The sequence below is a fragment of the Sodalis sp. C49 genome, assembly GCF_046352915.1.
In the GTDB taxonomy this organism is placed as follows: domain Bacteria; phylum Pseudomonadota; class Gammaproteobacteria; order Enterobacterales; family Enterobacteriaceae; genus Acerihabitans.
Genome location: NZ_CP163303.1, coordinates 1,924,128 through 1,945,159, shown reverse-complemented (window position 1 = coordinate 1,945,159; position 21,032 = coordinate 1,924,128). Strand labels below are relative to the sequence as shown.

Below are 21,032 nucleotides of genomic sequence, written 5' to 3'. Positions count from 1 at the left end.
AACAATAAGCACAGGACTAGCATGCTCGATCCCAATCTGCTGCGCAATGAGCTAGACGCAGTTGCCGAGAAACTGGCTCGCAGAAATTTTACCCTGGATGTCGATACGCTGCGTAAACACGAAGAGCGGCGCAAGGTACTGCAGGTCGAAACCGAAACATTGCAGGCCGAGCGTAATTCCCGCTCCAAACTGATCGGCGCGGCGAAAGCCCGTGGCGAGGATATCGAGCCATTGCGCCAGGAAGTCAACGGATTGAGCGATCGCCTCGAGGCGGCCAAATCCGAACTGGATATTTTGCAAGCCGCCATCCGCGACGTGGCGCTGTCGCTACCTAATATTCCGGACGACCGCGTTCCCTCTGGTAAGGATGAAACCGAAAACGAAGAAATCAGCCGCTGGGGCGAACCGCGCCGCTATGATTTCGACGTGCGCGACCATGTTTCCCTGGGGGAAATGGCCGGCGGGCTGGATTTCGCCGCGGCCGTCAAGTTGACCGGTGCGCGTTTTGTGGTGATGAAAGGGCAGATTGCCCGCCTGCATCGCGCGCTGACGCAATTTATGCTCGATTTGCATACCGAGCAGCACGGCTACCAGGAAAATTATGTTCCTTATCTGGTAAACCACGCATCGCTGTTCGGTACCGGCCAATTGCCGAAATTCGCCGGGGATTTATTCCATACCCAGCCCCTGAGCGAAGAAGCCGACACCAGCGCCTATGCCCTGATCCCCACGGCGGAAGTCCCGCTGACCAACCTGGTGCGCGACGAAATCCTGGAAGAAGACCAACTGCCGCTGAAGATGACGGCCCATACCCCGTGCTTTCGTTCCGAGGCCGGCTCCTACGGCCGCGATACGCGCGGGTTGATCCGTATGCACCAGTTTGACAAAGTCGAGCTGGTCCAGGTGGTGAAACCGGAAGATTCCATGCGCGCGCTGGAGGAACTGACCGGCCATGCGGAGAAGGTGCTGCAACTGCTGAACCTGCCTTACCGCAAGATCCTGCTGTGCACCGGCGACATGGGCTTTGGCTCGAGCAAGACCTACGATCTGGAAGTCTGGCTGCCGGCGCAGAATACCTACCGGGAAATTTCCTCCTGCTCGAATATGGGCGATTTCCAGGCGCGGCGCATGCAGGCGCGCTACCGCGCCAAAGAAGATAAAAAACCACGCCTGGTGCATACCCTGAATGGCTCCGGCCTGGCGGTGGGGCGCACCCTGGTGGCGGTAATGGAAAACTACCAGTTGGCCGACGGGCGCATTGAAATCCCGGCGGCGCTGGCGCCGTATATGAACGGCCTGACCCATATCGGCTAATCACCACTGGCGTTCTCCCTTTAACACGTCAAGTGCAGGTGCGGCGTCAGCGGGCTTACCGCGCCATGGGGCCTCGGTCGGGCGAAAATACCACGCCCGATTCAACCCCATTGGCACGCTCTCCCTTTAACACATCAAGCGCAGGTGCGGCGTCAGCGGGCTTACCGCGCCATGGGGCCTCGGTCGGGCGAAAATACCATGCCCGATTCAACCCCATTGGCACGCTCTCCCTTTAACAGGGCAACCCTACGTTCGGTACCCTGATTTTTATCCCGGATGAAGTATGCGATGTTGGCGTCAGCTGCGTCATGTGGCCGCTAATTGCCTGAACACTATCAAAAAATGCTGGCGCTTATTTCGCCTGATTGACTTTTTTTACCGTAGTGGCATGATGCGCCCAATTCCTGCGCGTTGAGTCCGGTTTATTCATCATGTCCGTCTATTCCCGCCCGGTGGTAATGCTACTCACCGGGTTGCTGTCGTTGACCATTTCCATCGCGGTATTAAATACCCTGGTGCCGCTGTGGCTGTCCCACGAAGCCATGCCCACCTGGCAAATCGGGCTGGTCGGCTCTTCCTATTTTAGCGGTAACCTCGTGGGGACCCTGCTGGCGGGAGCATTGATTAAAGCGGTGGGTTTCAACCGCAGTTATCAGTATTCATGCCTGCTGTTTGCCGTCGCGACACTGGGGCTGGGCCTTTCCATCGGTTTTGGCACCTGGGTGCTGTTCCGGTTCGTGGCCGGCATCGCCTGCGCGCTGATCTGGGTGGTGGTGGAAAGCGCCCTGATGCGCAGCGGTACTCCCCATACCCGCGGGCAACTGCTGGCGGCGTATATGATGGTGTATTATATGGGCACGGTGATCGGCCAACTGCTGCTCAGCGGCGTCTCCACCGCATTGATATCGGTATTGCCCTGGGCGACCACGTTGATGATTGCGGCGGTGTTGCCGTTATTGTTCAACCGCATCGAGGGGCAGGGCATGGATGCCCCCCGGATCGCCATCTGGCCGATGCTGCGGCGTCGCAACGCCCGCTTGGGGATCAATGGCTGCATCATCTCGGGCGTGGTGCTGGGGTCGCTGTATGGCCTGCTGCCGCTTTATCTTTCCCATCAAGGGCTCAGCGACGGCAGCGTGGGATACTGGATGGCGCTGCTGGTCAGCGCGGGTATTCTCGGCCAGTGGCCTATCGGCCGGCTGGCGGATCGCTACGGCCGCCTGATGATTTTGCGGGTACAGGTGTTTATGGTCATTATCGGCAGCCTGTCGATGCTCAGCCACGCGGCCATGGCGCCGGCGCTGTTCCTGCTGGGCTGTTCGGGTTTTACCCTTTATCCGGTGGCGATGTCCTGGGCCTGTGAAAAGGTCAGCCCGGATGAGCTGGTGGCGATGAACCAGGCGCTGCTGCTGAGCTATACGGTCGGCAGCCTGCTGGGGCCGAGCGCCACGGCATTACTGATGCAACGCTACTCCGACCGCGTGCTGTTCGTTATGATTGCGCTGGTGGCGCTGGTTTATCTGGCAATGCTGTTGCGCAAACCGGATCATCATCAAACCCCGGTGGCGACGGCCTGAATAAAACAGGGCCCCGGTTGGGGTCTTGCGGTTGCGGTCAACCGGTGCGTTTTGGTCGTGGTAGGCGGTTTGCCGCGGCGGCGGCTGGCGGGGAGGCGTATGTTGCCGCGGAGTGGGTTTCGCTTGCCGTGCGTTAGGTGGTTATATGTAGCGCCGGGCGCCGGCAAGCGACAAAGAGGCCGTACCGCGACGGCCTCCTTGACCTCCGCGCGCCCGGCAGGTCGCGCGTCGCTGCGCGATGCCTTCCGCCGCCCATGCCCCCGTAATGCACCGGCCCGGTATGCGCTCCCGGCGCAACCGGGCCTTTCGCCGCTCCCGGCGGCTCATGCCGGGGGCACAGGCGACGTCAGCGCGCTTTATGCCGGTCCACATGTCGCTGTTGGCCATGCGTTTTATGAAGTGGCTGCGGCGCTGTTGCTTGGGACAGGACCGGCGTCGGGATAGGATTGACCATTATGGGATGCAATGGGTGTGGCATGCCGCTGGCGCTGCGAAAAGCAGGTCGTACAGAGGTACACTTATCGGTCAGGCAGGCATATATTAAGGCAGCAACGTGTTTATCATTCAATATTAAGCTCTAAGTTTTAACAGTAAGCATTACTCTTTCAGCCACCAGCCACCAGCCACCAGCCACCAGCCACCAACCACCAGCCACCAGCCACCAACCACCAACCACCAGCCACCAGCCACCAGCCACCAGCCACCAGCCACCAGCCACCAGCCACCAACCACCAAGCACCAACCTTCACCTACAAGCCGGTAGTCTCCGACCTAAAATAAATGTGATGTTTTTCCCGGTAAGCGCATACGGCTAAGTACCCTAACACGTTGTTTTGCTTACAGGCGATGGTGTTGACGTTGTGCCGGCATAGAGTGCGCCGGCGGCGAGCATCACGGCGGGATGAGCCGCCGGGAGCGGCGAAAGCTAAGGGCCGCGCCGGGAGCGCGTCCCGTGCGGTCCCAAAGCCGGGATGGGCGCTGCCGGGAACCGCGCAGCGGCGCACGATCTGCCGGACGCCAGGGAGTCCAGAGGGACCGTGCGTACGGTCCCTCTGGTCGCTTGCCGGCGCCAGGCAATACATAACCCCCCCAAACTAAAGCAAGCGAAAACCTCACCCGGTGACAAACACCACCCCGCCGCCGCGACATCCCCTCACCAGCCCAGCGTTAAACAACCCAACATACCCAATCCCCGAGCGTAGCGCCCCATCAAGGCGGCCGGCGTGCCAACCGACGCAAGGCCCCGGTTTGGGCCCGGTCAATTAGCTGCTCCGCGGCAGCGGACTCAGGTTAAGCACCGCGCTGTCCATATCCTCGCCGCGCTCGAACCGCCAGCACCGGGTATGATAACGGGCAACGCTGTTACGGTGGGCGACGCTTATCAGGGTGATCCCCGGAAGCCGCTCCGTCAGCAGGCGGTACATCAACTGTTCGTTTTCATCATCCAGCGCGCTGGTCGCCTCATCCAGAAACAGGATATCCGGTTTGATCAGCAGCGCGCGGGCAAACGCCAGCCGCTGCTGCTCGCCCGGCGATAGCCAGTGGCTCCAGTTGGCCTGCTGGTGCAGCATGGGTTGCAAATGACCCAGACGACACAGGTCCAGCATCGCGCGCATATGATCTTCTGTAAAGTGATCCGGCGCTTCCGGATAACACAGCGCTTCGAGCAGGTTACCGATAGGGATATAGCTGCGCTGCGGTAAAAACAGCACTTTTTTGCCCGCCTGCAGGCTGATATTCCCGGCGCCATACGGCCAGATGCCGGCAATGGCCCGCAGCAGGGTGGACTTGCCGCAGCCGGAGGGGCCGGCGATCAGCACCCGTTCGGCCGGGGCGATGGCTTGTGTGGCGTCGTGGAACAGGATACGACCGGAGGGGATGGTTAAACTCAGGCCGGTCAGCGCCAGGGCGGTATCCGTCGCGTCGTCGCGCGTAATGGCCGTCTTCTGGCTGCTGTGACGCTCCACCGCGGCGTTAAACCCCGCCAACCGGTTAATACAGGCTTTCCAGTTGGCCAACTGATTAAACGCGTCGATAAACCATGACAGCGCGCCCTGTATTTCACCAAACGCCGATGAAATCTGCATCAGCGTGCCAAGCTGGATGGCACCGGAAAAATAACGCGGCGCCGCCACCAGGATCGGGAAAATAATGGCAAACTGACCATAGAAATTGCTGGCCACATTCAGCCGCCGGCTAACGCGCATAATGGACCACCAGTTGGCGCGGATGGCTTCGAACTTGTTGTCCAGCAGGTTCGCTTCCCGGGGTTCGCCCTGGTAAAGGGCAATGGCATCATTATTTTCGCGAATACGAATCAGGCCAAACCGGAAATTAGCCTCAAATTTTTCTTGTTGGAAACCCAAACGCACCAGCGGTCTGCCCACATACCAAATCAGCAGCGATCCCAGCCCGGCATATAATATGGCGAACCACACCATATACCCCGGCACGGTAAACAGATGCCCGCTCAGGGTAAACGACAGCGGTCCGCTCACCGACCATAAAATGGAAATAAAAGAAACAAAAGTCACCACGCTTGAGAGCAAACCCAGGGCCAGCGACAGGGTGCCGCTGGTCAGCGCGTTCAGGTCTTCGGCGATACGCTGATCCGGGTTATCGACCGTCTGCTGTTGCTCGGTATGGTAATAGGCATGATGATGCAGCCATTTCGCCATATATTGCCGCGTCATCCAGCGCCGCCAATACATTTGCAGGCCCTGGGTGAGGTAAATTTTATAGATGGAGATCAGGATAAATAACAATGCCAGCCAGGTGAACCTGATCAGCTGGCTTTTGAACACCGCAAAATTTTTATTTTGCAACGCGTCATAAAATACCCGGTTCCATTCATTGAACAGTACGCTGATATACACCGTGGACAATGAGAGGATAATAATCACCGCCAGCATACCCCAGGCGCGCCATTTTTCCTCGGAACGCCAAAACGGCTTAATCAACTGCCAGATTTCCCGCCAGCCCGCAGCTTTAATGGGTGAAGCTTTCATAGTTAACGTATCGTTTTCAATTGTTCAAAAAGGCAATAATACGGCATAGGCTCCCAGTTCTCTAAAAATAATGAGCCTGTTTAGCACCTAAAGGTGTAACAACTCCTGTCGTGAAAAAAGAAGACCTTACACAGCCCGGTTATACCAGGCGTCTTATGCGGGATATCACCGGCGCCGCGAAACGGCGTGGCCCGGAGCGATACCGGAGCAAGAGGGGCGGGGGCGGGATTTGGGATGAATGACCGGGTATCATCCCGGCCGGCCGTGAATGCGTGGTCGATCATATCCCCCGGGGGCAATGGGGGACATCATGATCAGTACATCACTTTATGGCCATAGCCGGCCAGGATATTCTTCACGCGTTCCATGATTTCCGTAGAGGGCGGCTTAACGCCGTCGAGCTTGTACTCTTCACCCATGGCAATCCATTTATGCTTACCCAGCTCATGGTAGGGCAGCAGCTCGATTTTTTCGATATTGGCCATGTCCTTGGTGAACTCGCCCAGCATATGCACGGATTTATCGTCGTCCGACCATCCCGGCACCACCACATAACGGAGCCAGGTACGCTTGTTGATTTTTTGCAGGTAGCGCGCAAAATCCAGCGTGCGGTGGTTGGACACGCCCACCAGGTTTTGATGGATATCGTCGTTCATTTCCTTGATATCCAGCATGACCAGGTCGGTGACGTCCAGCAGTTCGTCAATGACCGGATCGTAGCGCCGGACATAGCCATTGGTATCCAGGCAGGTGGTAATGCCCTCGGCATGACAGGCGCGAAACCAGTCGCGCACAAATTCCGCCTGCAGTATGGCTTCCCCGCCGGATGCGGTAACGCCGCCGCCGGACGCGTTCATGAAATGACGGTAGGTCACCGTTTCCTTCATGATTTCTTCGACCGTGATTTCCTTGCCGGCATGGGTATCCCAGGTGTCGCGGTTATGACAGTAGAGACAGCGCATCAGGCAGCCCTGGAAAAAAATGATGAAACGGATGCCGGGGCCGTCGACGGTACCACAGGATTCAAACGAATGGATGCGACCAAGTACTGACATTGCGGGGTTTTCTCCATTTGATTAAAAAAGGCCCCACTTTCGTGGAGCCTTTATTTTACGCCTTTTCAGACGGTGAGGGAAATTACATTGACGCGGTGAAGGTACGGGTGATGACGTCCTTCTGCTGTTCTTTGGTCAATGAATTGAAGCGTACCGCATAGCCGGACACACGGATGGTCAGGTTAGGGTAATCTTCCGGATGTTCCATGGCTTGCACCAGCATTTCACGGTTCATCACGTTCACGTTCAGATGCTGACCGCCTTCGACGCCGGCTTCATGATGGAAATAACCGTCCATCAGGCCCGCCAGGTTGGCCCTGCGCACATCTTCATCTTTACCCAATGCTTTGGGCACGATGGAGAAGGTGTAGGAAATACCGTCTTTCGCATAGGCAAACGGCAGTTTGGCAACCGAGGTCAACGAGGCGACGGCGCCTTTCTGGTCACGGCCGTGCATCGGGTTGGCGCCCGGTCCGAACGGCGCGCCTGAACGACGTCCATCAGGGGTATTACCGGTCTTCTTACCATAAACCACGTTCGAGGTGATGGTCAGGATGGACTGGGTCGGTACCGCGTTACGGTAGGTCGGCAGTTTCTGAATTTTCTTCATGAAACGTTCCACCAGGTCGCAGGCGATATCATCGACGCGTGAGTCATTGTTACCGAACTGCGGATATTCGCCTTCGATATCAAAGTCAACGGCCATGCCTTCGGCATCACGGATAGGCTTAACCTTGGCGTACTTGATGGCGGACAGTGAGTCGGCGGCAACGGACAAGCCGGCGATACCACAGGCCATGGTACGGTATACGTCGCGGTCATGCAGCGCCATCAGCGCGGCTTCGTAGCTGTACTTGTCATGCATATAGTGAATGACGTTCAGCGCGGTGACGTACTGTTTAGCCAGCCAGTCCATGAAGTGGTCCATGCTGCTCAGCACGGTATCATAGTCCAGTACGGCATCCATGATTGGCGCGGTTTTAGGGCCGACCTGGATTTTGGCTTTTTCGTCCATGCCGCCGTTGATTGCGTACAGCACCATTTTGGCCAGGTTGGCGCGGGCGCCGAAGAACTGCATTTGTTTACCGACAACCATCGGGCTGACGCAACAGGCGATAGCGTAATCGTCGTTGTTGAAATCGGGACGCATCAGGTCATCGTTTTCATACTGTACGGAAGACGTATCGATAGACACCTTGGCGGTGAATTTCTTCCAGCTGATCGGCAGTTTTTCCGACCACAGGATGGTCATGTTCGGTTCAGGAGCCGGTCCCATGGTGTACAGGGTATTCAGGAAACGGAAGCTGGTCTTGGAAACCAGGGTACGGCCGTCAACGCCCATGCCGCCCAGGGATTCGGTGGCCCAAATCGGGTCGCCGGAGAACAGTTCGTCATATTCCGGGGTACGCAGGAAACGGACCATACGCAGTTTCATGACCAGGTGGTCAATCAGTTCCTGTGCTTGTTCTTCAGTGATTTTGCCGGCTTTCAGGTCGCGTTCGATAAAGATATCAAGGAACGTCGAGGTACGGCCGAAGGACATGGCGGCACCGTTCTGGGATTTCACCGCGGCCAGATAGCCGAAGTAGGTCCACTGCACGGCTTCCTGCGCGGTGGTTGCCGGAACGGAGATGTCGCAACCGTATTTGGCGGCCATTTCCTTGATTTGCGCCAGGGCGCGATGTTGTTCGGCGATTTCTTCACGCAGACGGATAGTCGCTTCCAGATCTTCGCCGTTTTCCATTTTGCTTTGCAAAGAGGTGAACTGGGCGAATTTATCTTTCATCAGGTAGTCGATGCCGTACAGGGCGATACGACGGTAGTCGCCGATGATGCGGCCACGGCCGTAGGCATCGGGCAGACCTGTCAGGGCCCCGGTTTTACGGCATTTCAGGATGTCCGGAGTATAGACATCGAACACACCCTGGTTATGGGTCTTGCGGTATTCGGTAAAGATTTTCTTGATTTCCGGATCCAGCTCGCGGTCATACGCTTTGCAGGAGCTTTCAACCATCTTGATGCCGCCGAACGGAATCAGGCCGCGTTTCAACGGCGCGTCGGTTTGCAGGCCGACGATTTTTTCCAGGCCCTTGGCGATATAGCCGGCGTCATGGGAGGTAATGGTAGAGGCAACATCCGTATCAAAATCAACCGGCGCATGGGTGCGGTTTTCGGTTTTGATGCCTTCCATAACCTTGCCCCACAGTTCCGTGGTGGCGGGAGTAGCACCTGCCAGGAAGGCTTCGTTGCCTTCATAGGGGGTATAGTTTTTCTGGATAAAGTCACGAACATTGACTTCATTCTGCCAGTCGCCTTTGCTAAAACCTTCCCAAGCAGTGGCTAGTTTTGTGTTCAGATCGGTCATTGTATACCTACCTTCTAATGTGGATTTCTTGAAACCCGGCTTTACGATGCGAGACAAACAGGTTAATGCTTGTTCCCACCGCGCAGATAAATCATCCAGTACGTCAACCCTACCAGTAACCCCCCGCCGATAATGTTGCCGATGGTAACCGGTATCAGATTATCGATGATAAAGTTGCTAATGGTCAGGTGTGAAAACTGTTCTGGTGCCATCCCAACGGCCTGCCAGAATTCCGGCGCTGCGAAATTCTTGATAACGATGCCCAGCGGGATCATAAACATATTGGCGATGCTATGCTCAAAACCGCTGGCAACGAACATCGCGACCGGGAAAATCATGGCGAACATTTTATCCGTCAGGCTGCGGCCGGAATAACTCATCCACACCGCCAGGCAGACCATCAGATTAGCCAGGATCCCCAGACATACCGCTTCGATAAAAGTATGGTGCATTTTATGATCGGCGGTTTGCAAAACGTTAAGGCCCCACGCGCCGTTTGCCACCATATGCTCACCGGAGAACCAAATCAGGGCGACGAAAAACAACGCGCCGAACAGGTTGCCGATGTAGACGTTGATCCAGTTGCGAACCAGCTGTCCCCAGGTGATGCGTCCGCTGGCTTTCGCCACCATGATGAGCACCGTGGAGGTGAACAGGTCGGCGCCGCAAACCACCACCAACATTAATCCCAACGAAAAGCATATACCGCCGATAAGCTTGGAGATGCCGTAAGGCATGGTGCCGGCACCGGTGGTAGCTGTAATATAGAACGCGAAGGCTATGGAAATAAAAACGCCGGCGGTAATGGCCAGAAAAAACGTTTTTGACGGTTGCTTGGTTGCTTTATAGACGCCCGCCTCTTCAGCAACTTTCGCCATGGCATCGGGTAATTTCAGGTCAAAAGGGTTGTCAGACTTCACACAAACTCTCTCGTTGGATTAATTAACGACCTAATTCTAACAAACGAGTATAGAGCAAAAATTGATATAGATCATAATGGCCCAAACTTAATCCCCCTTGACAGGCAAGATAAGGCGTCTCATTTATTTCAAATATTTGATAAATAAAGAAAAAATAAATTTTAATTATTACATAAAGATTTGAAGACCACATTTTTTGTACATTTTGACGCGTTATGGAATAGCCATTAATGTGGGTAATTTGTTTCATCCGGACCTATTATTTTGCCGGATTTTACTTTCCTGAAACAATGACGCTAAAAAGGAAACGTCAATAACCGCGCTGTTATCTTCATCGCGGCTTCATATTTATGGCTCTACTATACGCGCAAGGCACAAAAAATGCAGGGTTATCTTGTGGCCCACGGGCACGGCGGGCCGTCGTCATGGCCGCCGGGCGCGGTGCCCGACGGTCGTGCATGTGATGCCGGGATGTTCACCGTCCCGGCGCGGCGGATCGGCGGTTTGCAGCGGCGCGCCGGCGTAACCTTATGCCGGGCGCCAATAGCGGCGTTTGGCCGCCTGCAGCTTTTCATAGGCGGCAAGCAGGGCGCGGTGGGTGGGCAGGGCGTGCAGGTCGCTGTCGATATCGAATAAGCCGTAAAAACAGTTTTCGCCCTTAAGCGCCGCCTGCGCGCGCTCAAGCGTGGCCTGGCCGTACATGCGCGCAAAGGCGGCAACATACTGCCCCAGCTCGCGGTCCGGTTCCTGGGTCAGCAACAGCAGGCTATGCAGGCAGCGGTAAAAATTTTCGCGTTCCGGCGTAAAAACCGATGCATTGAAGTCCCTTGTCCATTCGGTCCACATCAGCGCCTGCTCCAGGTCGCCGCCCGCCAGCGCCAGCATCACCTTCAGCTCGCCCACGCGCAGGGTAAACCAGCCGTTATCCCTGCCGGTCGCCAGCCCCAGCAGTTCCCGGACGCGGGTGAAGTCGTCCAGCCCTTCGTCGTCCAGCTGCTCTATCAGCGCCAGGTAGCGCTGCTTCGGCCAGCGGCTGCCGGGCAGGCTGGTCAGGGTGGCGCGCAGATGGGCGGCCATGGTGTTATTGGCCAACAGCAAGTCTTCAACCGGATAGATATCCGACATCCCGGGCACCAGGATGCGGCAGGCATACACATCCAGATGCTCGTAATCGGCGATATAGACTTCGGCGTGCAGGCGCTGGAAAATGGCCATCAGAGTGGTGAATTCGTCGCCGGTGCTGCCGCTGAAGTCCCAGTCGGCAAAGTCGTAATCAGCATCCTGCTTAAACAGATCCCAGGAAATCAGGCCGCTGGAGTCGATAAAATGGGTTTCCAGATTGGTCTGCTCCGCCACTTCCTCGTCGTCAAAGGTCGGCGGCGTGAACACATCCAGGTCTTTCAGGCTGCGGCCCTGCAACAATTCGGTTACCGTGCGCTCCAGCGCCACGCCGAGGTCCGGATGCGCGCCAAACGAGGCGAAGCAGGTGCCGTTGGCGGGATTAAACAATACCACGCACATCACCGGATACAGCCCGCCCAGCGACGCGTCATAGGCGAAAATCGGGAAGCCCTCCTCTTCCAGGCGGGCGATGGCCTCGATCACGCCGGGATAACGGGCCATTACCGCCGGCGGGATAGCCGGCAGGCTTATGGACTCGGCGATAATCCGGTTCTTTATATGGCGCTCGAACACTTCCGACAATGCCTGCACCCGGGCTTCATTGGCGGTATTGCCCGCCGACATGCCGTTGGAGACATACAGGTTGCCGATGATGTTCACCGGGATATACACCGTCTGCCGGTCGGACTGACGCTCAAACGGCAGGGCGCAGATGCCGCGCGCGGCATTGCCTGATTGCAGGTCGACCAGCGCGGGGGCGGTCAGCTCCTGCTGCGGATCGTAAAATGCCCGCAGGCCATCGTCGAGGATGCCCGACGGCAAACGGCCATCGGCGGGCAGCGCGAACCATTTCTCGTTGGGATAATGCACGAACCCGTCATTGGCGATACTGGCGCCAAGATAAAAATCGGCAAAAAAATAGTTGGTGGACAACCGCTCGAAATACTCGCCCAGCGCCGACGCCAGGGCGGCTTTTTTACTGGCGCCCTTACCGTTGGTAAAACACAGCGGACAGTCGCGATCGCGGATATGCACCGACCACACGTGCGGCACGGGATTCAGCCAGGAAGCCTCTTCGATATTAAATCCCAGCGCGCCGAGCTGCTGGTAAAAGCGGGCGATGGAGTCTTCTAGGGCGGCGTCTTTACCGGGAATAAATGTTTGTGACATGCAGGTTCTCTTTTTATTGTCTTGAAAGGCGCATAATACGGTGTTTTCTGCCGTGCCTCCATGTATTCCCCCGATCGTGAGCGCGGCAGCGGCCGGTTTTATCCGCCCTGGCGCCGTTAAGACCGGGTGCGGGTGGCGGCGCTGAAATTACGCCCGATAAGCAATAACCGTTGCGACGCCCCGATGCGAGTGATAAAAACGATAGAATGAGTATTAACGAATTTTTTGGCCAACGTGGTGGATGGAAATGAATCAGGTGTTTAATTTTAGCGCCGGTCCGGCAATGATACCGGTGGAAGTCTTGCGGCGCGCGGAGCAGGAACTGTGCAACTGGCACGGTCTGGGTACGTCGGTGATGGAGATCAGCCATCGCAGTAAGGAATTTATCGAGGTGGCCCGGGAGTCCGAACAGGATCTGCGCGAGCTGCTGAGTATTCCGGACCATTATAAGGTGCTGTTCTGCCACGGCGGCGCGCGGGCGCAGTTTGCCGCGGTGCCGCTCAATCTGTTGGGCGACAGCGCCAGCGCCGACTATATCGACGGCGGCTACTGGGCGCATAGCGCCATAAGCGAAGCGCAGAAATATTGTGACCCGAAGGTTATCGACGTCAAAACACGGATTGACGGCCTGCGCGCGATTAAGCCCATGCGCGAATGGAACTTATCCGCCGACGGCGCCTACGTGCATTACTGTCCGAACGAAACCATCGACGGCCTGGCGATTGATGAATTGCCTGATTTCGGCGATAAAGTGGTCGTCGCCGATTATTCCTCCACTATTTTGTCCCGTCCCCTGGATGTCAGCCGTTTTGGCGTGATCTATGCCGGCGCGCAGAAGAATATCGGCCCGGCGGGCCTGACGCTGGTGATTGTGCGTGACGACCTGCTGGGCAAGGCGCGGCGCGAGCTGCCGTCGGTGCTGGATTATAAGGTGCTGGCGGAGAATGACTCCATGTTCAATACGCCGCCCACCTTTGCCTGGTACCTGTCCGGCCTGGTATTTAAATGGCTGAAGGCGCAGGGCGGACTGGTGGAAATGGACAAACGCAACCAGGCCAAGGCGGATACATTGTATCATTACATCGACCAAAGCGATTTCTACCGCAACGATGTCGCCCCGGCCAACCGTTCGCGCATGAACGTGCCCTTTTTACTGGCGGATGCGGCGCTGGATAAACTGTTCCTGGATGAATCCGTCGCGGCGGGGCTGCACGCGCTGAAAGGCCATCGCGTCGTGGGCGGGATGCGCGCTTCCCTGTATAATGCCATGCCCCTGGCGGGCGTCGAGGCGCTGGTGTCCTTTATGGATGGATTCGCCCGGCGCCATGGCTAACTCCGTACTGACGGGCAGGATGGGCCGGGTCGTTAAGCCGCGGTAAATACCGCCTTGGAAACTCCGGCGCGCCGTTGCGGCTCTCATCCGTGAGAGCCGCCCTGCGGGTCAACGCCTGTGCGTTATTTTAAGGCGTTCCCGGCGCGCCGCGCTTTGCCCTCCTTGCCTATTACCCCCGCTTCACGCTGTTGTGCGGGTTTACAATCGCCTGAGTTTTTGTTTTTGCTGGAGAACGCGCTTCACATGCTGGAATCCCTGACCCTACAACCGGTGGCACTTGTCGATGGCACCATTAATCTTCCCGGCTCGAAAAGCGTTTCGAACCGGGCGCTGTTGCTGGCGGCGCTGGCCGACGGCACCACCCGCCTGACCAATCTGCTCGACAGCGACGATGTGCGCCATATGCTCGATGCCCTGGCCGCGCTCGGGGTCGTCTGCCGGTTAAGCGACGATCGCAGGACATGCGAGATCGATGGCCGGGGGCAGGCCCTGACCGCGCCGGCGCCGCTGTCGCTGTTTCTCGGCAACGCCGGCACCGCCATGCGGCCCCTGGCAGCAGTGCTGTGCCTGGGCCGGCATGACATTACCCTGACCGGCGAGCCGCGCATGAAAGAGCGTCCCATCGGTCATCTGGTGGATGCCCTGCGCCAGGGCGGCGCGGAGGTGGATTACCTGGAGCAGGAAAATTACCCGCCGTTGCGTTTGCGCGGCGGTTTTCGCGGCGGCGATATTACCGTCGACGGCAGCGTGTCCAGCCAGTTTCTCACCGCCCTGCTGATGACGGCGCCGCTGGCCGCCGGGGATACCACCATCCGCATCAAAGGCGAGCTGGTTTCCAAGCCGTATATTGATATCACCCTGGCGTTGATGAAAACCTTTGGCATACAGGCGCGCCATGACGACTACCGGGTGTTTTACCTGCAAGGCGGCCAGAGGTATAGCTCGCCGGGCGAGTATCTGGTGGAGGGCGATGCCTCGTCCGCGTCGTATTTCCTGGCGGCGGCGGCCATCCGCGGCGGCACGGTGCGGGTTACCGGTATCGGCAAAAACAGCGTGCAGGGCGATATCCGCTTCGCCGATGTGCTGGAGCGCATGGGCGCCACCATCCGCTGGGGCGATGATTTTATCGAATGCCGCCGGGGCGGGCTGCACGCCATCGATATGGACATGAACCATATTCCCGACGCCGCCATGACCATCGCCACCACCGCCCTGTTCGCCGACGGCGGCACCACCACCCTGCGCAATATCTACAACTGGCGCGTCAAGGAAACCGACCGGCTGGCGGCCATGGCCACCGAGCTGCGCAAAGTGGGCGCCGGCGTGGTGGAGGGCGAGGACTATATCGCCATCACGCCGCCGGCCAGGCTGATATCCGCCACGATCGACACCTATAACGATCACCGTATGGCGATGTGCTTCTCCTTGGTGGCGTTGTCCGATACCCCGGTGACTATCCGCGATCCGAAGTGCACCAATAAAACCTTCCCCGATTATTTCCGCCAGCTGGCCGCCATCAGCACCCTGGCGTAACCCGCTTTTCCCGTTTATTCACCGGCCGTGCGGCGCGCCGGTGAATGAAAACGCGCGCGCGGTGTCTTAATTTCACGATCCTGACGCCGAAGGGTAACCGTTATTCCTTATGATGCGTATAATGCATCATAGTAAATTCATTATTTATGGAACCAGAATCAAACCGCTGAGAGGAGAAAACAATGACAGCAGTAGTCCCGGTGATCACCATCGACGGACCGAGCGGTGCAGGGAAAGGCACTCTGTGTAAAGCATTGGCGGAAGCATTAGGGTGGCATCTGCTGGATTCGGGGGCCATTTACCGCGTCCTGGCCCTGGCGGCGTTGCACCACCAGGTCGATATCAACGCGGAGGAAGCGCTGGTGCCGCTGGCGGCGCATCTCGACGTACGCTTCAAGGTACAGGCGGGCGAGCTGGAAATCATCCTCGAGGGCGAGGATGTCAGCGGTGAAATCCGTAACGAGGAGGTGGGCAATACCGCCTCCAAGATTGCCGCGTTTCCCCGGGTGCGCGAGGCCCTGCTGCGTCGGCAGCGGGCATTCCGCGAGGCGCCGGGCCTGATTGCCGACGGCCGGGATATGGGCACCGTGGTGTTTGCCGAGGCGCCGGTGAAGATTTTTCTCGACGCGTCCTCGGAAGAAAGAGCGCACCGCCGCATGCGGCAGTTGCAGGAAAAGGGCTTTAGTGTTAACTTTGAACGCCTTTTATCCGAGATAAAGGAAAGGGACGAACGCGACAGGAACCGCCCGGTGGCGCCGCTGGTTCCGGCATCAGATGCTCTGGTACTGGATTCCACCCGCATGACTATCGATGAAGTGATAGCTCAGGCATTGGCGCATTCACGGCGTATACTGGCGTTGTCGTAGCCTTGGAAACAACTACCCCGTTGCAGGGACTGGCAATAGGGCGTGTAAAACAACCCCATCGAGCAGGATGCCGGATGGACGTTAATCAAAAACACCTGAAGATTATCAAATATGACAGAATCTTTTGCTCAACTCTTTGAAGAATCCCTGAAAGAAATCGAAACCCGTCCTGGTTCCATCGTGCGCGGTACCGTTGTTTCCATCGATAAAGATGTCGTACTGGTTGACGCCGGTCTGAAATCCGAATCCGCTATTCCTATCGAGCAGTTTAAAAATGCTCAGGGCGAGCTGGAAATCAAGGTTGGCGATCAGGTCGACGTCGCGCTTGACGCGGTGGAAGACGGTTTCGGTGAGACCCTGCTGTCTCGCGAAAAAGCCAAGCGCCATGAAGCCTGGCTGATGCTGGAAAAAGCCTACGAAGAAGCCGCGACCGTTACCGGCATCATCAACGGCAAAGTGAAGGGCGGTTTCACCGTCGAACTGAACGGCATCCGTGCGTTCCTGCCGGGTTCGTTGGTTGACGTGCGTCCGGTACGCGATACCCTGCATCTGGAAGGCAAAGAGCTTGAGTTTAAAGTTATCAAGCTGGACCAGAAACGTAACAACGTGGTGGTTTCCCGTCGCGCGGTGATCGAGTCCGAAAACAGTGCGGAACGCGATCAGCTGCTGGAAAACCTGCAGGAAGGCATGGAAGTTAAGGGTATCGTCAAGAACCTTACCGACTATGGCGCGTTTGTCGATCTGGGCGGCGTCGATGGCTTGCTGCATATTACCGATATGGCCTGGAAGCGTGTTAAGCATCCGAGCGAAATCGTCAATGTCGGCGATGAAATCACCGTTAAGGTCCTGAAATTCGACCGTGAACGTACCCGTGTTTCCCTGGGCCTGAAACAGCTCGGCGAAGATCCGTGGGTGGCTATCGCCAAACGTTACCCGGAAGGCACTCGCCTCACCGGCCGCGTGACCAACCTGACCGATTACGGCTGCTTCGTTGAAATCGAAGAAGGCGTCGAAGGCCTGGTTCACGTTTCCGAAATGGATTGGACCAACAAAAACATCCATCCGTCCAAGGTTGTTAACGTGGGCGACGTGGTTGAAGTCATGGTTCTGGATATCGACGAAGAACGTCGCCGTATCTCCCTGGGCCTCAAGCAGTGCAAAGCCAACCCATGGCAGCAGTTCGCCGAAACCCATAATAAGGGTGACCGCGTCGAAGGCAAGATCAAGTCAATCACTGACTTTGGTATCTTCATCGGCCTGGACGGCGGCATCGACGGCCTGGTTCATCTGTCCGACATCTCCTGGAATGTTGCCGGCGAAGAAGCCGTGCGCGAATACAAGAAAGGCGACGAAATCGCGGCCGTGGTCCTGCAGGTTGACGCAGAACGCGAACGTATTTCACTGGGCGTGAAGCAACTGGCTGAAGATCCGTTTAATAACTACCTGTCTTTGAACAAGAAAGGTACCATTGTTACCGGTAAAGTCACTGCAGTTGACGCTAAAGGTGCTACAGTTGAATTAGCTGGCGGCGTTGAAGGTTACCTGCGTGCTTCCGAAGCATCGCGTGACCGCATTGAAGACGCTACCCTGGTCCTGAACGTGGGCGACGACGTTGAAGCTAAATTCACCGGCGTTGATCGTAAAAACCGCGTTGTCAGCCTGTCCGTTCGTGCTAAGGATGAAGCTGATGAGAAAGATGCTATCGCCACTGTGAACAGCACCAACAAGCAGGAAGATACCAGCAATTTCTCCAGTGCAATGGCTGAAGCGTTCAAGGCAGCTAAAGGCGAATAATAATGGGGGAGCGGCGAGACGGCCGCTCCTGGACGGTAGCTAAGTTGGGTCGTGTTCCTGCTTTATCCGCTGGAATGCGCACTTGGAGGAACTATGACCAAGTCTGAACTTATTGAAAGACTTGCTGGACAGCACGCTCATATCCCGGCAAAAATCGTCGAGGATGCTGTGAAAGAGATGCTCGAACATATGGCGACCACCCTCGCCGGCGGTGAGCGCATTGAAATCCGTGGTTTCGGCAGTTTTTCACTTCACTACCGTGCACCGCGTGTCGGACGCAACCCTAAAACCGGGGATAAGGTTGAACTGGAAGGCAAATATGTCCCCCATTTCAAGCCCGGCAAAGAGCTGCGCGACCGCGCCAATATTTATGGCTCATAATGCCTCCGGGCGTTGACCCACCGGCGTTGTAAGCCAGCCGCAAACAAGACACCTTCGGGTGTCTTTTTTTATGCCTGGACGTCAGCGGCGGTGAAAAAAGCGCCGCCGGTTGCGCCAGGGCAAATGCGCGCTTGCGCGCAGCCTGGCGCGCCCGGCTGTTAAGGCTATCTTATTGTCCTGAAGCGGCATCGCCTTATCGCATACCCCTGATGGCGGCGACCGATGGCATGGACAATACTCGGCGTCACTGTCATGTCGCCAGGATGGCACGCCGATGATTGCCGGACCCTATTACTGATGCCGTTATCCGTTAACCATATGGCGTTTTGCGCCATAGCCGGCATAGTGCCCTTGGGCTTTTTACCCGTATTGCCGGCCCCCACCGCGCTGCATGGCGTTGCGCTGGCCGCCTGGGCCTTGCTCTTATTTCCCGCTCCAGGGTGCCGTTTAGCGGCGGTATTTCTGGCCGCGTTCGCCTGGAGCGGTTTTTGCGCCATACAATTACTGGAGCAGACGGCGCTATTATCCCAACCCAGGGCTATCGTGCGCGCCCATATCGTCAGTATCCATCATGGGCATAACCCGCGCGCGGGCGCGGTGATTAAAATAACCCAGGCCGGGGGCAAACGGGTGTTTCCTCCGGTCCATGCCGCCATCAGCTGGGCGTCGCTGCCGGAGCGCTGGTGCGCCGGGCAGCAGTGGAAAATGATGCTGAAGCTGCGCCCCCAGCATAGCCGGCTCAATCAGGGCGGTTTTGACAGCCAGCGCTGGGCCGTCGCCAATCATCAACCGCTGGTGGGCCGGGTCGTCAAAGCCAAAGTGGAAGACGCCCGCTGCGGCTTGCGGCAAAGGCTTATCGACAACGCCGCCGCCCGGTTCGCCGATCTGCGCTGGCCGTCCATTTTACTGGCGCTGGGGTTTGGCGAAAGCCGGGGCATGCCGGAGGATCTACGCCTGCTGTTACAGCAAACCGGCACCGCACATCTGATGGCCATATCCGGCCTGCATATTTCACTGGCGGCCCTGTTTGGCTGGCTGCTGGCGCGCGGCGGCCAGTTTGTCCTGCCCGGGCGCTGGGTCGGCCCGGTGATGCCGCTGGCGATCGGCTGGCTGGCCGCGGCGGGGTATGTATGGATTTCCGGCGTGAATTTTCCGGCCATCCGCGCGCTGCTGGCGCTGACGCTATGGCTCCTGCTGCGTATGCGCGGCGTGTGCTGCGGGGCCTGGCAGGTTTGGCTGTGGTGCGTGGCGCTGATAGTGGTTACCGACCCGCTTAGCGTGCTGTCAAGCAGCCTGTGGCTGTCATGCCTGGCGGTGGCGGCGCTGATTTTCTGGTTTCAGTGGGCGCCGCTGCCGGCGCGTTTCCAGTCCGGGCTGCGCTGGGCCTGGCTGCGCTGGATACATTTGCAGGCCGGCATGACCCTGTTGCTGCTGCCGCTGCAATGGGGATTATTCCACGGCGTTAATCCGCTGTCGCTGCCTGCCAACCTGTGGGCGGTGCCGCTGGTGTCGTTTATCACCACGCCCCTGATCCTGGCGGCAATCTGCCTGGGCATGCTGCCGCCGCTGAGCCGTCTGCTGTGGTATCTGGCCGACCAATCGCTGACGCTGGTCTTTATGCCGCTGGCGCCGCTACAGCGTGGGTGGCGGGATTTGCCGGAAACCGGCATCCTGTGGAGCATCGGCGGCTGGCTGGCGGTGATTATCTGGCGTTTCGGCTGGTGGCGCACCTATCGACTCAATATGCTGGTGCTCGGCGCGCTGCTGCTGGCGCCGCGCGACAGGGCGGATCGGCCTCGCTGGCGGTTGGATATGCTGGACGTCGGCCACGGGCTGGCGGTGGTGGTGGAGCGCCATGGTAAAGCGCTGATATATGATACCGGCGCCGGCTGGCGCGGCGGCGATATCGGCAAAGCGGAAATCCTGCCTTATCTGGCCTGGCGCGGCCTGTCGCCGGAAGGTATTTACCTCAGCCACAGCCATCAGGATCATATCGGCGGGCTCGGCACCCTCAAACGGGCGTTCCCGGGGGTGCCGGTCGCCAGCTCTTACCGCGGCAATGGCCATCTTCCCTGCGTCGTGGGACAGCGCTGGCAATGGCAGGGACTGACGTTCAGCGTCCTGTGGCCGCCGGCGCAGGTTAAAAAAGCCGGCAATGATGATTCCTGCGTGATCAAAATAGAGGACGGCGCGTTCAGCGTGCTGTTAACCGGCGATATCGAGTCGCCGGCCGAGCGAGCCTTGCTCAGGACCGCCCGCGGCCGGCTGCGCGCCGATATTCTCCAGATTCCCCACCACGGCAGCAAAACCTCGTCCACCCGGGCCTTTTTACGCGCGGTGCGTCCAGCGGCGGCGCTGGCGTCGGCGGCGCGCTTTAATCCCTGGCACCTGCCCGCGCCGCTCATCAGGGAGCGTTACCGGCAGGAAGGCATCGCCTGGCATGATACCGCCCGCTCAGGTCAGGTCAGTATTCATTTTTATGACAATAATTGGGTGATAAAAGGATATCGGGAGCAAATTATGCCACGTTGGTATCACCAGTGGTTTGGCGTCCACGCCGATAATGAGTAGAATGGTCGGCTATTTAGACTCAG

General features: G+C 57.8%; 14 protein-coding genes. 8 read left to right on the top strand and 6 right to left on the bottom strand.

All coding sequences use genetic code 11. The annotated features are described in order from the left end of the window. Positions 1-21: 21 nt before the first annotated feature. Both serS and ABUK12_RS08760 read left to right on the top strand, forming a co-directional pair. Complete coding sequence (serS, locus tag ABUK12_RS08765; RefSeq protein ID WP_410015912.1) at positions 22-1,314, top strand: serine--tRNA ligase; 1,293 nt, start codon at positions 22-24, stop codon at positions 1,312-1,314. A gap of 431 nt (positions 1,315-1,745) precedes the next feature. Continuing rightward, positions 1,746-2,891 (top strand): MFS transporter, encoded by a 1,146-nt coding sequence (locus tag ABUK12_RS08760; RefSeq protein ID WP_410015911.1) that lies wholly within the window; start codon positions 1,746-1,748, stop codon positions 2,889-2,891. A 597-nt stretch (positions 2,892-3,488) separates the two neighbouring features. Here ABUK12_RS08760 and ABUK12_RS08755 read toward each other — a convergent pair. From ABUK12_RS08755 to ycaO, 6 genes are all read right to left on the bottom strand, one after another. After that, the gene (locus ABUK12_RS08755; protein WP_410015910.1) at positions 3,489-3,626 is read right to left on the bottom strand and encodes a hypothetical protein; all 138 of its coding nucleotides are present in this window, start codon (positions 3,624-3,626) and stop codon (positions 3,489-3,491) included. Between the two features lie 527 nt (positions 3,627-4,153). Next, positions 4,154-5,899: an ABC transporter ATP-binding protein/permease gene (locus tag ABUK12_RS08750; protein WP_410015909.1), complete on the bottom strand. Its 1,746-nt coding sequence runs from the start codon at positions 5,897-5,899 to the stop codon at positions 4,154-4,156. Positions 5,900-6,213: 314 nt separating this feature from the next. Further along, positions 6,214-6,954, bottom strand: a complete 741-nt coding sequence (pflA, locus tag ABUK12_RS08745; RefSeq protein ID WP_410015908.1) for a pyruvate formate lyase 1-activating protein — start codon at positions 6,952-6,954, stop codon at positions 6,214-6,216. A gap of 82 nt (positions 6,955-7,036) precedes the next feature. Next, positions 7,037-9,319 carry a formate C-acetyltransferase gene (gene pflB, locus ABUK12_RS08740; RefSeq protein WP_410015907.1) on the bottom strand — a complete coding sequence of 761 codons (2,283 nt, stop codon included), beginning with the start codon at positions 9,317-9,319 and terminating at the stop codon, positions 7,037-7,039. A 62-nt stretch (positions 9,320-9,381) separates the two neighbouring features. Further along, on the bottom strand, positions 9,382-10,239 hold the full coding sequence (gene focA, locus ABUK12_RS08735; protein ID WP_410015906.1) for a formate transporter FocA: 858 nt from the start codon (positions 10,237-10,239) through the stop codon (positions 9,382-9,384). A gap of 528 nt (positions 10,240-10,767) precedes the next feature. Continuing rightward, positions 10,768-12,531 (bottom strand): 30S ribosomal protein S12 methylthiotransferase accessory factor YcaO, encoded by a 1,764-nt coding sequence (gene ycaO, locus ABUK12_RS08730; RefSeq protein ID WP_410015905.1) that lies wholly within the window; start codon positions 12,529-12,531, stop codon positions 10,768-10,770. Between the two features lie 247 nt (positions 12,532-12,778). Here ycaO and serC point away from each other — a divergent pair, with 247 nt between their 5' ends. From serC to ABUK12_RS08700, 6 genes are all read left to right on the top strand, one after another. Next, positions 12,779-13,864, top strand: a complete 1,086-nt coding sequence (serC, locus tag ABUK12_RS08725) for a 3-phosphoserine/phosphohydroxythreonine transaminase (RefSeq protein ID WP_410015904.1) — start codon at positions 12,779-12,781, stop codon at positions 13,862-13,864. Between the two features lie 243 nt (positions 13,865-14,107). Further along, the gene (gene aroA, locus ABUK12_RS08720) at positions 14,108-15,397 is read left to right on the top strand and encodes a 3-phosphoshikimate 1-carboxyvinyltransferase (protein ID WP_410015903.1); all 1,290 of its coding nucleotides are present in this window, start codon (positions 14,108-14,110) and stop codon (positions 15,395-15,397) included. A 182-nt stretch (positions 15,398-15,579) separates the two neighbouring features. Then, the gene (gene cmk / locus ABUK12_RS08715; RefSeq protein ID WP_410015902.1) at positions 15,580-16,263 is read left to right on the top strand and encodes a (d)CMP kinase; all 684 of its coding nucleotides are present in this window, start codon (positions 15,580-15,582) and stop codon (positions 16,261-16,263) included. Positions 16,264-16,374: 111 nt separating this feature from the next. Then, entirely contained in the window at positions 16,375-18,057 is a 1,683-nt protein-coding gene (gene rpsA / locus ABUK12_RS08710; RefSeq protein ID WP_410015901.1) for a 30S ribosomal protein S1, read from the top strand. A gap of 93 nt (positions 18,058-18,150) precedes the next feature. Continuing rightward, complete coding sequence (gene ihfB, locus ABUK12_RS08705) at positions 18,151-18,438, top strand: integration host factor subunit beta (protein WP_331120830.1); 288 nt, start codon at positions 18,151-18,153, stop codon at positions 18,436-18,438. Between the two features lie 297 nt (positions 18,439-18,735). After that, positions 18,736-21,009, top strand: a complete 2,274-nt coding sequence (locus tag ABUK12_RS08700) for a ComEC family protein (protein ID WP_410016592.1) — start codon at positions 18,736-18,738, stop codon at positions 21,007-21,009. Positions 21,010-21,032: the final 23 nt, after the last annotated feature.